Here is a 15,556-nt window from a genome sequence, read left to right as displayed (position 1 = left end):
CTCTGGCAGGTATCTTATGGCACAGAAAGATCCGGAAGCCTTTATCACCCGACTGAATGATGATGATCAGCAACTGGTCAACGAGTACATTTCCAGCGGTGTAAACACTACAGAAAGAAAACCGTTCCGCCCCTGGATCATGATGATGTGGCTGAGCCTATCTATTATTGTTTTGGGCGTTGCTGCCCGAACTCTCGGATACTTTTTTGGGCACTGATATAGGCATTAGCCTTCAAACTGCAACCATGGCCAGATCTTCATGAACAACAACTCAAACAGCCATCGTATCGTTATTGTGGGTGGCGGAGCCGGCGGACTGGAACTTGCAACCCGTCTTGGTCGAAAGCTGGGTAAAAAGAATCTTGCCGAAGTTCTGCTGATTGATGCACGCATGACCCACATCTGGAAACCACTGTTTCACGAAGTGGCTGCCGGCTCTCTCAACTCCTATAGCGATGAACTCAACTATCTGGCTCAGGCCAAATGGAATCATTTTCGATTCCAGCCCGGTACGATGAGTGGTTTAAACCGCAACGAAAAAACCATCACTCTCGCCCCGGCATTCGACAATACCGACACCGAGCTTCTTCCAGAGCGCCAGATTCCCTACGACACGCTGGTGATTGCCGTGGGCAGCCACACCAATGACTTTGGTACTCCCGGCGCGCAGGAACACTGCCTGTTCCTTGATAGCCGCGAACAGGCCGAGCGCATTCACCACCACCTGATCAGCCGCTCCCTGCATTACATATCCGGCGAAGAAGGCCCTCAACACACCAGCATCGCCATTATTGGTGCCGGAGCAACCGGCGTAGAACTAGCTGCTGAACTGCACAGCGCCTCACACCTTATGGCTCGTTATGGGCTGGAAGAGAATGCCAGGGAAATCCAGCTGACCCTGATTGAAGGCGCTCCCAGAGTTGTGCCAGCACTACCTGAGCGCATCAGCAGAGGGGTGCAGCATCAACTGGAAAAACTGGGCATCAAAACCCTTTGCAACACCATTGTTGCCGAAGTGGGTGCCCACGGTCTGAAAACCAAAGAAGGTGAACAGATTCATGCTGATATGGTGATCTGGGCCGCCGGCATTAAAGGCCCCGAGTTTTTACAGGATCTTGATGGACTGGAAAGCACACGCACCAACCAGCTTGTAGTTGAGCAGACCCTGCAAACCACACTCGACAAAAATATTTTCGCCCTGGGAGACTGTGCCAGCTGCACCATCACCGGCAAGTCCGGCGAGCCCTTTAAAGTTCCACCTCGCGCCCAGGCCGCGCACCAGCAGGCCACCCTGCTGGCAAAAAATATAACCCACAAGCTAAAGGGTGAACCTCTGCAGAACTACACCTATCGCGATCATGGTTCACTGATTTCACTCAGCAGTCATTCTGCCGTGGGTAATCTGATGGGCAACCTGATGGGAGATGTAATGCTGGAAGGCTGGTTGGCAAGAATGTTCTATGTCTCACTCTATCGATTACACCAGATTACCCTCTACGGTTTCTGGCGAACCGGCATGCTGATGACCAAAGATTTGCTTGAGAAAGGCACCCGGCCCGGCCTGAAGTTGCACTAACTACACCATCCGCATAAATTTCAGACATAAAAAAAGCCCGCATCAACGATGCGGGCTTTTTTATAAGATGGTGGGTCGTGTAGGATTCGAACCTACGACCAATTGGTTAAAAGCCAACTGCTCTACCAACTGAGCTAACGACCCACAAACAAACAGCTACGCAAGCTATTCGCTTTTTAAAATGGCTCCCCGAGCAAGACTCGAACTTGCGACCCAATGATTAACAGTCATTTGCTCTACCGACTGAGCTATCGGGGAATCATGCTTTCAAACAAAAGCTTGAAATAATGGTGGGTCGTGTAGGATTCGAACCTACGACCAATTGGTTAAAAGCCAACTGCTCTACCAACTGAGCTAACGACCCACAGACAAACAGCTACACAAGCTATTCGCTTTTAAACTCTTCACCTTAGAAGAGTGGCTCCCCGAGCAAGACTCGAACTTGCGACCCAATGATTAACAGTCATTTGCTCTACCGACTGAGCTATCGGGGAATTACCTTGTTGAGCATTTCGATGTCCGTTCCGCAGTGCGTCTCCGTCATCACTCAACGGCGGCGAATGATAATGACTCTGAAATTTTCGTCAAGCTATTTTTACAAGGGCAAGCCTGCATTTGCGGTTACCCACACCCCGAATAGGTGTATACTGCCACCCTTAAATGTTCAAAAAACATCATAAACGCAGCACAGGCACGGATCTGGCCTGAGGCAGATAAATATTCATGGCTTCTTACCGCATGAGCTTTTACCGAGCAGGATGCTCAATGGAGTTTTCACTATGACCAGTGAAAACTCCGGCGCACCCACTAACCACAATGGTCGCAGCCATCAGGCATCCACATCCAAAGTTACTCATATCCACCAGCGGCCTGCTGATACCACTTCCGGCATCGGCGCCATTCCCAACAGTCGGCAACTGCTTGAACACTGTCGTCGCAAAGCACTGGATGCCCTCTCCGAGTGTCTGGATCAAACTCTGACCCTGACCGATGATGCCCTTTTCGCCCAGGCCGAAAACGCACAGAGCAATGTTGAGCAAACATTGTACTTCGATGCCATGCGGGACATTCGCCGAAATCGGTCCGTCATGACCCGTGCATTTCACAGTCGTCTTTCTGAAAAATTCCGCCAGTTCCCTTTTGGCCCCAACACCAGTCACAGCGAAGACGAGCCAGAGGTTGAACCAGACGAAGACAATATGACGTTGCTGAATACCGATGCGTATGAAGACACGCTGCAGATCACCAGCCTCAGCAGCCGTATCCACGGACACAGCCATGAAAACCTGTTTGGTTTGGAAAAACGGCTGGCGGTGCTGAACCATGGTTACCCGCTCAGTGAGCAGGACAATCCTCTGGAGCCGAAGCATATTGTCAGCGCCTTTGCCCTGGCACTGGAACCTGCGCATCTGCACAGCCGGATAAAACCCGACCTTTATCATTTGTTTGAAGAAGCCTCACTGGAGAAGCTTGAAGCACTGTACTCGTCTATCAACCAGTTTCTGATTGATCAAGGCATTCTTCCCAACCTGCGTTACACCGCCAAGATCCAGCAGGCTCCCCAGGCCGCTGCTCGAAAGGAACATAAAGCAGAGTCCGCTGATGAAGCTCGACAGACTGATCAAGCTTCTACAACTCAAGCTCCGGCAGATATTCACACCGAGAGCCAAGTTACCGATCCTGCTCTGTTCAGCGCGCTATTGCATCATTTTCGCCATAACACACAAATGCCAGCGCCTAAGCAAGCCTGGTCTCAGGAACAGCTGCTTTCCGCCCTGACCCGACTTCAGAAGAAAGCCCTGTCTGGTGACTACCATCCATTCACCGGACAAAGCGGTGCAAGCGCCTTTAGAAATGCTCTCAAACATGAGCTTGCCAAAGATGGGCAGCACAACAACCTGACGCCAGATGATGAGAGCAGCATTCATTTAATAGAAACACTGTTTGACCATATCACCCATGATCACTCACTGCCCGAGAGCTACCGCAGCATTATGGGACAGATGGCTTTGCCCTGGGCAAGGCTGACGTTAACCGACCAGAAGTTTCTACAGGCCGATTCCCATCCGGCTCGCGAACTGCTCGATACCATGGCCGAGGCCGCCGAACATTTCCGTGATGCCCACACCTTCTCCAGAGATCTTCTGAAACAGAGTCAGGCGGTTATTCACGCTTTAACAAAAGAAACCCAACTGCGTCGCCAGCGCTGTCAGGACCTGCTGACTTACCTTCAGCAACAGATTGGCCAGCTGCACAAAAAAGCAGACATCATTGAGAAACGTCAAATAGAAGCCAGCAAAGGTCAGGAGACACTGCACAATGCCCGCATCTGGGCCCGGGAAACCATTCATACCTGCCCAGGCTATGAAAGCCTGCCGGTCTTCAGTCAACGCTTTCTCGATACGCTCTGGCACGACACGCTGGTCTTTCAGTATTTGCGTTTTCAGGATGCCATTCGGCGCAAGGCCTGCCGGCAGCTGTCACTGCGCCTTGTTCAGGCCCTGAGCGATAACGATGTAAAGCAGCTGGATCTTCTCCATAACCCGGTCATGCACCTGCTCACACAAACAGACAGCCTTCAGCCCCAAGAATTGGAACGTCTCTTTGTGGAGCTAAAGCTGGAGACGTCCGGCAGTGTTGCCAGACTGGACAGACTCAGGCATCTTGAAGAAGCCAGAGTACACGACGACAGCATTCCACTTGAGGATGACCTGTTTGTCCCTCCAGCCACTGAAGCCATTATTTCGGGGTTGCAGCCGGGCATCTGGTGCTCTGCCCTCAACCAGAAAGGCGAGGAACGCCACTGGAAACTGGCCTGGCACAGTAAGAATGGTCTGCTGTTCCTGTTTGTTGATGGCGCCGGACAGAAAACCGCCCTGGTCGATAAGGGCAAGCTGGGAGCCTGGATTATGCAGGGGCGACTCACGCCACATCCGGATGGGCTTTCACCATTGGTTCAGAGAACCCTGCTGGCCATACAAAAAAGAGTGCAGAAGCGTACGCCGGGATCTGGCCAATGATTAAAGACCCAGTCAAATCATCAGAGCAGCATCAGGACAAACGTCGCGAGCCACGCCATACGCTCGAGATCGACCTCGAGCTCCACAATGCACTCTCTGGCGAACCCATTGGTAAACTGGTCAATCTCTCCGAAGGCGGCTTTATGCTGAGCAGCCGCACGCCCATCCCTGAAGGCATGGTGCTTCAGTGCCTGATCATTGCCCGCGACCAGCAAGCTACTCCTACCAACAGCGGCACAAGCACCATCAACCTCGGCGTAGAAGCCGTCTGGCAGAAAGAAGGTAACTGCCAAACCCAGTATTGGAGTGGCTTCCGCATTCTCGATATCAGCGAGGAAGATCACCAGCTGGTCAAAAAGATCCTTGCAGAACACACCTGAGGCCATCCAACCTGCACCAGACGGCTGGAAACTGCTTTACTTACTCCTAATGGAACAGGTGTGGATGAACGACTGTGGGAAAGGGAGTAACGGGCTCTAACGGACAGAAGCCGTCTGGCGTCACCATAGGCGTCGAGAATCTGACACCCAATACCCAACCGAAGCCAACAGCCAAACGCTTTACGCCAAAACCGGGCAACCAGCCTCACCCGCACGACAAGAAACTTTACGATCGCAACGCTTCACCAGCTCATGTCTCGCTACCCAGCTTTATTCCTCCTGAGTCCCGGGAGCTTCTGGAATACCCCAAAACTATTCCCACAGAAACCACAGACCGCCAGAAGCAACAACAGGCCCGACTCCAGCAGGGTGTAAATAAAACCAGAGCGACCGGCGTCAGAGGTACCGAGCATCTGGCCAAACTGAAACCTATCGATGTGATCTGCACCCCCACCCGCGGGGTTCTCGGAGCCAGAGCTGAGCAACAAACGCCTGGCTGGAAGGTTCAGGCCGGCTTTGGCAACCTGTCCCATTCCGGGGTTGAGATTCACTCCAGCAGCATCAATCTGGATGAACCTATTGCGGTCACCTGCCGCAACGTCAACGTCAACTCGCTGATCTCACTGTTTCAGGAAAAGGGCCCTTTTCTTCCCCTTCCTCTGACAGAGCATATCGACAGCCCAGCCCTGGCTCCCGAAGACGAACTTCTGGAACAGACCCATGAACTGGTTCAGCAGACCGACGAAGCCCTGAAACAGACCAAAGCCCTCCAGACAGAAACCCTCTCAACGACGAGCCATGTCAAAGGCAAAGCCAAAGAGGCCGAGCAACTGCGGCACAGTCTGTCTGAAACTTCGAGGGAAACCGGACAGCTTAAAAAGAGATCCCACAAGCTGCTCACCCAGGCTTCCGTCTCTTCATCCCAGATCCATCAGATCACCCAACACCCCCCTGAAAGCCCAAAGGCTGTTGAGCTTCTGCAAAAACGTTTGCTTCAACATGAAAGCACTATTGGCAGCCTGCTTAAGGAAAACGCTGCACTACAGGACCACCAGCAACAACTGACCAAAGACCTGAACACCAAAGCGTCTGCGATCAAAGCTCTTCACCATGAGCTGGAGCTGGCCAAACAGGCGAAGCAAAACCTTGAGGCTCAGCTTCAGCAACTCAAAAGCACAGATGTCGAGCTACGACTTCGCCAGCAGACTCTGGAACAAAACAGCAAACGTCTCGGCCAGAAAGTTGTCGCCCTGCAACAGGCATTGGATAAGAAAACCAATACTTTGGAAGTTGTCAGCCAGCAGCTGGCCAAAAGCAAAGTCCGTAGCCATCAGCTGCAAAACCAGATTAATGAACAGCTGCGCGATAATATTGCGCTGAAAAAAGCCAACGAAGATCTCACCAAAAATTACTCCCTCACCGCCAGCCAGCTCGACACGACAAAGGAAGCGATGGCTCAGGTGGTAGAAAAACTTAAAGACAGCCACACCCGTCTTGGCAAAGCCCAGTTTGAGCTCAAACAAACGCAGCAGGCACTGCTGACCAGCCAGAACAGCGAAACGGCGCTGAAAACCGAAATCAACAAACATCTGGAGCAGGACAAGCTCTCCAGACAAACCATAGGGGATTTAAGCACACAACTTGAAGAAGCCAAGTTGAGAGCCACAACTGCAGAACATGTGGCCGAGGACGCACTCGATTTGACCGAAGCCACCCAACAAGAGAATAAGGCGCTTAAACAATCACTATCGGACACAGAGAAGCAGGTCAAACAGGCCCAAAATCAACTCGACCTGCATAAGAAAAGCCTCGAAGAGCAAAAGCAATTTACCGTCCATATAAAAAAGCAGCACGAGCAGCAACTCGCGGAGATATCGAGAGAAAACAGTGGTTTGCGCAATCAGCTCTTTGATCATAAACAGGAAACGAAAAAGCTGGTTCAAACGATTCAGGGCGTGGTTCCACCATCCAGGCCAACCCACACAAGTCTCCACGCTGCCGTTGGCTCTCTGGTTATCAGCCACAGTTCGTTGAGCAAGGCTCTCACTCAGGAACGCACCCGCAATAATGAAGTGCAGCATGAACTTCATACCACCCAGCTGTCTCTGGAGCAGAAAAGCCGTGAGCTGGACAAAGAACGGGAACAGTTACTCAATACTCAAAAGCAGGTCACAACGCTGGGCCAGCAACTGGATCAGCAAAAGCTTGAGCATGGTGAGACTCTAAAGAAACTTGAAGACGCCTCACACAAGCTGGAAGTCAGTAAAAAAACAGAAACCGAATTGCAGAAACAAAACCAGTCTCTTCAAACTCAGCTGACAACAGCCACCACCCAAAAGGACCAGGAAGCTGCGGCATTAAGAGAACAACTGAACAGCGCCCTGAAAGAGATAGAGACATTAAAAACCAAAAACCAGACCCTGACGCAGGATCTCAGTAAAGAGAAAGAAAACTCTCAGGCAAATCTGGAAACCATCAAACAGCTGGAAGAACAGATAAGACTCTCATCCATTGAGAGCCTGAAAACCCAGAAGCTACTCACCCAACTGAAGACTGAGCTCCAAGACAGTAAGAAACAGATCAGTCTGCTGACGAAAAGAAATAACGATCAAGATCATACGCTGCAACAATCTGAGGAGGAGCTGCGCAAATCCAGCACAGAGCTGTCTGAAGCAAAAGCAAAGGTTTCCTCATTACAGGCAGAGATTGAGAAGCTGACTCAGCAGCTGCAGGCCAAGGAGTCGGTAGACAGAACCAATGCCCAGCTTATGGAGCAACTGACTCGTTCAGAAACCACCCGCAACTCACTGCTGGAAGAATTCACTGTGTTACAGGCCACTCACAAGGATGTCGTGAGCCAACGGGCATCCATTGTCGCAGAACTGGCCGGACTGAAAGAACTGCAGCACACCACACAAGAAGAAAACTCACGCCTGAAGAAACAGGAGCTTGAACTCCAGCAGCAGCTATCCGATAACAGCCGCTTATCAGAAGAAGGAAAGCAGCAACTTCAAACACGCATTAATGAACTACAAGACAATCTGAAAACCACAGAGCAGGCCAACGTACATTTCCAAAGTCAGATCCGGGAACTCAACGAAACTCTGAACAGCAAAGAAACGGCCTTAACCGAAAAGCAGCAACAGGTTAATCAGCTACAAAGCTCTCTTGATAAGATCTCCGGCGATGCTGCAACAACACAGGAGAAGCTCAACAATGAGCTTAAAATTCTGCGTCAGAGTGAGCAGACAGCCAGAGAGGAAACCGGGAAGGTCAATACAGCCCGCAGCGAGCAGGAACGAGTATTGGCCGAAACCCGTAAGCAGCTTTCTGAGCAATCAGACCTTGCTAAGAATTTGTCTGAACAGTTGCTGACAGCCCAAAAACAACAGGCAGAGCTCAACGCTCAGATGCTCAACCAAAAGCAGGCTTATGATCAGGAAACCAAAGCTCTGAAAGCCACTGCCTCGCAAAAACAAAAAGAATTTGCATCACTCTCCGCTGAACAGCAGGCATTGAAGAAAGCCAAGCAGGCTTTGGTAGAGCAAAATACCAAACTCTCCACTGCCATCGGAAAACTAAAAACAGTTAATGCCGGACAAAGCGAACAGATTACAACCCTGAACACCATGATGGAGAAAGCTCTAAAAGGGCTGGAAAAATCAGAAGAGAAAGTCAAAACACTGGAGACTGTTGTCAGTAAGGCACAGGCTATTGAGCAGCAAAACCACCAGTTAAGAACACAGTGGCTGACTCTACGTAAAGACTTGAGTGAGACCATCTCACAAATTACCTCCGAGTCCGATGCAAAACCGGAGACACCGAACTCCCTCCCTCCCGAACAGCTTGAGCTGGATGATCAATCCCTGAGAAACGCCATTGATGAGCTTAAGAGCAAATGGAAGGCTCTTATCCTCTCGAATGAGAAGCTGACAGCCAGTAACAGCCAGATACGGGATAAACTGAGTGAAGCTAAAGAAGAACTGTCCAAACAGACCAAACAGGTAGGCTACCTTTCTATTCAGCTCGGCGAGAGCGAAAAACACAAACTGGATGCAGAGCAAGCCCACAAAGATAGCCAAAAACAGTTATCCGATGAGATCAGCAAATCAAGAGCCCTTACCGAGCAGCTTGGGGAAAGTGATGAATTGAAAAGCTCTGTCGAGCAATCCTTACAACGAAGCATGAAAAAAGTTAAGGAACTCGAGAAGAAGCTGACAAGGGAAAAAGTTCGTACCGACTCCTGGGAACAAGACTGTCGCAAGTCCTGGAAAGAACTGGAAGCGGCCGAGAAAAAGCTGGCCATACTAGCCAAGCAGAAAGCACTGCCATCACCACCGGAGACATCCAAGCCCGACTCATCAGACTCTGCCGCAAAGGCTGACCTGCATAAAGAGATCACCCGACTCAACAAAGAGCTTACCGAGCTGAAAGATCTCTATCAGCAGGATGTCATGGTGACCGAAGAAGAAGTGGATCAACTCTCAAAAGACAAACTGGATCACGGAACCCAGATTGCCCGCAGAAATGAAGCACTACGGATGCTGGTCGAGATTCTGGCCACATCCCAACAGAATATTACCGAATTACAGGAACTTCTCCGCAAGGCCGAACCTGCGGGCAAGTACGATGCTATTGCCGATATGGTCAGTAGCCTTGGCCTGAACAGTCCTACAATCCCCCATGAGCTTGGTCCGATACTGTCACGGTTTAGCGAATGGAAGATTGTTCCCAAAGCTGCGAATCAGCAACTGGCCGCAGAGTATGCTGCCGGACTGATTCACAACATCCTTCCCACGGATGAATCAAAACAGCTTGAGGAAACTATCCGACTGACACCCCAAAGCTCTCAGGAGTACGACAGTGGTTTCAGCAGTAATACCAGTGACGATGAAGATGTGACAGAAGGTATAGGTGCAGGGCAGACCAGAATCACCAAGCCACTCTCACCCAGTAAACTGCGAAAGATCTCGCAAGAAAAAGGGAGCCCATCACGTATAAAAGCTCAGACTCCCCCAACACCAATCCTCGATCACCCACTTAGGGTGAATTAACTACTGAACACCATTTGGCCGTCTTTTTCATCAACCTTGATGGTGACACCCGGCGCAAACTGACCGCCAAGTATGGCCTGAGCCAAGGGGTTCTCAATTTCCCGCTGAATGGCACGCTTCAATGGACGGGCACCGTATACCGGGTCAAAGCCGGCCTCAACAATCATATTCATTGCCGCCTGCGATACATCAAGAGACAGATCACTCTCGGTCAAACGCTTACGCAGCGAATCCAGCTGAATAGAGGCAATGCCGGAGATCTGGTCTTTGGCCAGCGGATGGAACACCACCAGCTCATCAATCCGGTTCACAAATTCAGGGCGGAAGTGCTGACCGACAACATCCATCAGCGTGCTCTTCACAGTTTCAAACTCATCATCCTTCAGCCCCTGAATCAGATCAGAGCCCAGGTTCGAGGTCATCACCACCACAGTGTTACGGAAATCGACAGTTCGACCTTGCCCATCGGTCAAACGACCATCATCCAGCACCTGCAGCAAAATATTGAATACATCCGGGTGAGCCTTCTCGACTTCATCCAACAGCACAACACTATAAGGACGACGACGTACGGCTTCAGTCAGATAACCACCCTCTTCATAACCGACATACCCAGGAGGTGCACCCAGCAAACGTGCGACAGAGTGCTTCTCCATAAATTCGGACATATCGATCCGGACAACGGCTTCTTCGGTATCAAACAGGAATTCTGCCAGCGCCTTGCATAGCTCGGTTTTACCCACACCGGTTGGGCCGAGGAACATAAACGAGCCATTAGGGCGATTAGGATCCGACAACCCGGCGCGGCTGCGGCGCACGGCGTTGGAGACAGCCTTGACCGCTTCATCCTGACCGATAACCCGATCATGGAGCTCTTCTTCCATACGCAGGAGTTTTTCCCGCTCGCCTTCCAGCATCTTGTTCACCGGAATACCAGTCCAGCGACTGACCACTTCGGCAATCTCTTCATCCGTGACCTTGTTACGCAACAAGGTCATCCCAATGGTTTCCTGCTCCTGTGCCTGTTGAATCTGCTTCTCAACTTCCGGCAGCTTGCCGTATTGAATCTCTGACATTTTGGTCAGATCACCGGCACGGTTGGCAGCGTCCAGCTCCAGCAGAAGCTTTTCCTTCTCTTCCTTAAACTTCTGGGCGCCGGAAAGCACAGCTTTCTCGCGCATCCAGACTTCATCCAGATCGGAATACTGTTTATCGAGATCGGCGATCTCATCATCCAGCACCGCCAGACGCTTTTTGGAAGGCTCGTCTGTCTCTTTCTTCAGCGCCTCTTTCTCTATCTTCAGCTGAATCAAACGACGCTCGAGCTTATCCATGGATTCCGGCTTGGAGTCCATCTCCATACGGATACGGCTGGCCGCTTCATCCACAAGATCGATAGCCTTATCTGGCAGCTGACGATCGGTGATATAGCGATGGGACAGTTTGGCAGCGGCAATGATTGCCGAGTCAGTGATATCTACATGGTGGTGAACTTCATAACGTTCTTTCAAACCACGCAGTATGGCGATGGTGTCTTCGACAGAAGGCTCATCCACCAGCACCTTCTGGAAACGACGTTCAAGGGCTGCGTCCTTCTCGATATACTGACGGTATTCATCCAGTGTCGTAGCACCGACACAATGCAGCTCGCCACGAGCCAGCGCAGGCTTGAGCATATTACCGGCATCCATGGAACCTTCGGCCTTACCGGCGCCAACCATGGTGTGCAGCTCATCAATAAACAGGATGATCTGCCCTTCCTGCTTGGCCAGATCATTAAGAACAGCTTTCAGGCGCTCTTCAAAGTCACCCCGATACTTGGCACCAGCCAGCAATGCACCAAGATCAAGGGACAGAATACGTTTATGGCGAATCCCTTCCGGCACCTCACCATTAACGATGCGCAGAGCCAGACCTTCGATAATGGCAGTTTTACCAACACCCGGCTCACCAATTAAAACCGGGTTATTTTTGGTGCGGCGCTGCAGAACCTGAACCGTACGACGAATTTCATCATCACGGCCAATCACAGGATCCAGCTTGCCCTCTTCAGCACGGGTGGTCAGGTCTACGGTGTATTTGGAAAGGGCATTGCGGCTGTCTTCCGCATTGGGATCATTAACACTGGCACCGCCACGCAGATTCTTAATCGCAGTTTCCAGGGCTTTCTTGCTGACGCCCTGATCACGCAGCAGCTGACCAACATCACCACCGTCGTCCATCATAACAATCAGGACAGTTTCACTACTGATAAACTGATCGTTATTCTGCTGGGCAAGTTTGTCGGCGAGATTTAGAAGACGAATCAGGCTCTGTGACGGCTGGATATCACCTGTGGGATTCTGCACCACCGGGCACTTATCAATAATACCGGCAAGCCCTTGCTGCACAGTGGCAATATCAAAACCCACCTGCGCCAAAAGCGGTCGTACTGATCCACCCTGCTGCTCTATCATCACATGCAGCAGATGGGCTGGTTCAATGGAGGTGTTGTCTTTTCCGATGGCCAGTGATTGTGCATCGGAAAAGGCCGATTGCAGCTTGCTGGTAAACCCTTTCATCGCAGATCCTCACAGAGTCCGTCACCTTGGTTAATTCAAAATATGAGGGTGATCCTGTAATTTTCAAGTCGTGCCGGCCAGCTTATCGCAACAGTTCTTAACTAGCCCCATGATGCAGCCGCCCTTTCTCCACCAGATAATCGATCAAAACCCGAACCCGTGCAGCCTTCTGGCTGTTCTGGACAAAATAGAGATAGAGCCCCGACATAGGCATCCAGAAGCTTTCGAGTACAGGCACCAGCGTTCCATCCGAAAAACCCTGCTCAACCATAGGCGTCACCATTCGACCAATACCGAGCCCCGCGGCGGCGGCATCCAGCATGGCGTCCGTGTCGTTCACTATCATAGCCAGCGGCATCTGCACCAGTGTCGTTTGCCCATCGTTGTGCAAACTCAGGGGCGCCAACTGATTCGAGGCCATAAACCGATATTGAACCAGTCGGTGCTGTTGCAGTTCTTCCGGATTGTCTGGTATCCCATAACGTGTGAGATAGTCCGGTGAAGCAAACAACGCTTCACGCATAGGCGCAGTTAACTGCCGGGCAACCATTCCCGGTTCTACTCGATCGCCAAATCGGATACCAACGTCTATCCCCTTATTCAGAATATTGACGGCTTCATCCGAGACGGAAATCTCCAGCTGGACATCGGGATAACGCTGACAAAACTCGGCAAAAACCGGCTTGAGAAAAAACTGATAGGCAAACCGTGGCAAGGTAATACTGACTTTGCCAGATGGCCTCTCTGACAGGCCGCGAACACTTTCCAGAGCGAAATCCAATGTTGCTACAGCTCCGGTGATTTGCTGATAAAGCTGTTGTCCGGCTTCAGTCAGCTCAATCCGGCGAGTTGTCCGGTGAAACAGTGGAAGCCCCAAGTGCTGCTCTAGCTGCTTCAGGGTCTGGCTAACAGTCGGCGGCGTCAGTTCCAGCTTGCGGGCCGCACCACGAATAGTCCCCTGCTGAACAATCGCCTGAAATATCATCAGCTGATTAAAGGTCGCGCTTTTCACTGTTAGATCTTACCTAACAATTTATAAGAAATTTTGAGTCTAAACATAATTATCCTGCCTCGGTAGACTGCGTTCATTCTTTGATTGAACCACTGCCCGGCAGGCTTGAGACTGCTCAGGTCAGATATTTTCAGGAGCTTCCATGAGCCACGTTGTTGTAATCTCCGGCCACCCGGATCTTGAGCAGTCTTTCACGAACACCGTTATTCTCGATCAGCTGGCCTCCCGTCTGGACAGCGTTGACATCCGTCGTCTGGATACTCTGTACCCGGATTACAAAATTGATGTGGCAGCGGAACAGGCTGCCCTGATCAAAGCCGACATCATCGTTCTGCAGTACCCGTTCTACTGGTACACCATGCCGGGCCTGCTGAAGAAGTGGATGGATGATGTGATGACCTTCAACTTCGCCTATGGCCCGGAAGGTGACAAGCTGAAAGATAAAGAACTGATCGCGTCCTTCACCGTGGGCGGCCCGCAGGATGCTTATGATCCGCTGGGTTACAACCATTTCCCGATCGAGCAGTTCATGTACCCGATCCAGCAGACCGCCTACCTTGCTGGGCTGAAGTACAACAAACCGGTTTACACACACCAGATGGTTTACATTCCAGGTGTTTACAACAAACTGGAAGATGTACAGGCGCGAGCTCGCGACCATGGCAACCGTCTGTTATCTCTGATTCACACACTGAGCAATTCACCAGAGAATCGCATTAAGAGTTTTGTTGCTAACTGGTTCAGCGCTATGGATAAACTGGAGGAAGACACCAGCAGTTACACCACGGCCCTGGCTGAAGATTTGAATATGGTCATGCCAGAAGGTACGTTCACGGGGCACTCAGGTTTCCGTGACTGGTACGCCGGCGCTCGCAAAGTCTTTAAGCCTGACTGCGTGCACACCATTGAACAGATTGATATCAAAAACGAAGGGAGCGGCTACCATGTTGAACTGCGTATTCGTCTGATCGCCGATACTTTTGAAGACTCACATCTGAATGGCCAGTCTCTTAACCTGCTGGTGAATGAGGTCTGGAAGCTAAGTATGAGCGACAATGGTCAGATTACCATTCACGACTATCTGGTAACGCCAGTTTAATCCATATACCGCCCAAACAAGAAAACCCCAGACATTCATCAATATCTGGGGTTTCTGTGCAATGGGAGCAATTCAAAAGCCCAATTCTCATGGCTCAGCTCAGCCAGATAGCTGTCAGCATCCGCCCACTGGCCTGCCCATCCCTCCGATAGGAGTGACAAAGTTCTGAATCTTTAAACGTGCAGTACTGATCGCCACCCGAGACATCCGTAACGCCAACGGCATTCAGTCGTTGTCGTGCCAGCAGATAAATATCCGCAAACCAGCGGTCACCTTCACCGCTTACAAAAGCCTCGGCGGCTATCGGATCATGATCGATAAAAGCCTGACGAACTTCCGGGCCCACTTCAAAGCTGGCCTGACTGATCGCCGGCCCCATCCAGGCCATTAAACTGTCGGCCGGCTCATTCATGGCAGCGACAGTATTTTCCAAAACATCACCAGCCAGCCCGCGCCAGCCTGCATGAGCAGCGGCTACTTTGGTACCTTCACGATTGCAGAAGATCACCGGCAGACAGTCTGCTGTCATCACCGCACAGGGCACATTGACCTGACCTGTCCAGATAGCATCGGCATCGGTGCCATAGGCAGAATCAGCAGGAATAACATCAGCACCATGAACCTGTGTCGCCCAACAGGGCTGAGCAGACCAACCCCATTGCCTGACCAACTGATCACCCCAGAATGACAGCCACTCTTTCCGCTGTGACAGAAACGCAGCATCACGGGGACCGTTCATCACTGGTCCGGTAGGACTGTTAGCCTTGGTAGAGACAAACGCCCGCACATTGGCTGGCGCGTGCCACTCAGGGATCAGGTAGTCATCCTTAACGGGCATGAAGTATTCCTGTTGT

Annotated in this window: 9 protein-coding genes and 4 tRNA genes; 6 read left to right on the top strand and 7 right to left on the bottom strand. The window is 51.2% G+C overall.

Going from position 1 to position 15,556, the window contains the following annotated elements:
* Positions 1-16 precede the first annotated feature (16 nt).
* Together EHSB41UT_RS02005 and EHSB41UT_RS02000 are read left to right on the top strand one after the other, a co-directional pair.
* The gene (locus tag EHSB41UT_RS02005) at positions 17-217 is read left to right on the top strand and encodes a DUF3094 family protein (RefSeq protein WP_087106380.1); all 201 of its coding nucleotides are present in this window, start codon (positions 17-19) and stop codon (positions 215-217) included.
* Positions 218-259: 42 nt separating this feature from the next.
* A complete protein-coding gene (locus tag EHSB41UT_RS02000; RefSeq protein ID WP_087106378.1) occupies positions 260-1,576 on the top strand; it encodes an NAD(P)/FAD-dependent oxidoreductase in 1,317 nt (438 codons plus the stop codon).
* A gap of 68 nt (positions 1,577-1,644) precedes the next feature.
* Here the strand turns inward: EHSB41UT_RS02000 and EHSB41UT_RS01995 are convergent.
* The 4 genes from EHSB41UT_RS01995 to EHSB41UT_RS01980 form a co-directional block, all read right to left on the bottom strand.
* A tRNA-Lys gene (locus tag EHSB41UT_RS01995) sits at positions 1,645-1,720 on the bottom strand.
* Between the two features lie 38 nt (positions 1,721-1,758).
* Positions 1,759-1,834: transfer RNA gene (locus EHSB41UT_RS01990), tRNA-Asn, on the bottom strand.
* Between the two features lie 30 nt (positions 1,835-1,864).
* A tRNA-Lys gene (locus tag EHSB41UT_RS01985) sits at positions 1,865-1,940 on the bottom strand.
* A gap of 54 nt (positions 1,941-1,994) precedes the next feature.
* Positions 1,995-2,070, bottom strand: a tRNA-Asn gene (locus tag EHSB41UT_RS01980).
* 285 nt (positions 2,071-2,355) lie between these two features.
* On the opposite strand from EHSB41UT_RS01980, the gene EHSB41UT_RS01975 reads away from it, so the two are divergent.
* From EHSB41UT_RS01975 to EHSB41UT_RS01965, 3 genes are all read left to right on the top strand, one after another.
* Complete coding sequence (locus tag EHSB41UT_RS01975) at positions 2,356-4,596, top strand: DUF1631 family protein (protein ID WP_165767121.1); 2,241 nt, start codon at positions 2,356-2,358, stop codon at positions 4,594-4,596.
* On the top strand, positions 4,593-4,976 hold the full coding sequence (locus EHSB41UT_RS01970; protein WP_087106374.1) for a PilZ domain-containing protein: 384 nt from the start codon (positions 4,593-4,595) through the stop codon (positions 4,974-4,976). The genes EHSB41UT_RS01975 and EHSB41UT_RS01970 overlap by 4 nt, the downstream gene beginning before the upstream one ends.
* 74 nt (positions 4,977-5,050) lie before the next feature.
* Positions 5,051-10,030, top strand: coding sequence for a hypothetical protein (locus tag EHSB41UT_RS01965; protein ID WP_087106372.1), 4,980 nt, complete (start codon positions 5,051-5,053; stop codon positions 10,028-10,030).
* Here the strand turns inward: EHSB41UT_RS01965 and clpB are convergent.
* Positions 10,027-12,591, bottom strand: coding sequence for an ATP-dependent chaperone ClpB (gene clpB / locus EHSB41UT_RS01960; RefSeq protein WP_087106370.1), 2,565 nt, complete (start codon positions 12,589-12,591; stop codon positions 10,027-10,029). The two genes, EHSB41UT_RS01965 and clpB, sit on opposite strands and share 4 nt — an antisense overlap.
* Positions 12,592-12,688: 97 nt before the next feature.
* A complete protein-coding gene (locus tag EHSB41UT_RS01955) occupies positions 12,689-13,603 on the bottom strand; it encodes a LysR family transcriptional regulator (RefSeq protein ID WP_087106369.1) in 915 nt (304 codons plus the stop codon).
* 142 nt (positions 13,604-13,745) lie between these two features.
* Here EHSB41UT_RS01955 and EHSB41UT_RS01950 point away from each other — a divergent pair, with 142 nt between their 5' ends.
* Complete coding sequence (locus tag EHSB41UT_RS01950; RefSeq protein WP_087106367.1) at positions 13,746-14,702, top strand: NAD(P)H-dependent oxidoreductase; 957 nt, start codon at positions 13,746-13,748, stop codon at positions 14,700-14,702.
* Between the two features lie 94 nt (positions 14,703-14,796).
* On the opposite strand, the gene pgeF is transcribed toward EHSB41UT_RS01950, so the two are convergent.
* Positions 14,797-15,540, bottom strand: a complete 744-nt coding sequence (gene pgeF / locus EHSB41UT_RS01945) for a peptidoglycan editing factor PgeF (RefSeq protein WP_087106365.1) — start codon at positions 15,538-15,540, stop codon at positions 14,797-14,799.
* Positions 15,541-15,556 lie beyond the last annotated feature (16 nt).

It is taken from the genome of Parendozoicomonas haliclonae (genome assembly GCF_900174585.1).
Taxonomy (GTDB): Bacteria; Pseudomonadota; Gammaproteobacteria; order Pseudomonadales; family Endozoicomonadaceae; genus Sansalvadorimonas; species Sansalvadorimonas haliclonae.
The sequence above is the reverse complement of the archived record's forward strand: the minus strand, read 5'-3'. Positions and strand labels throughout refer to the sequence as shown.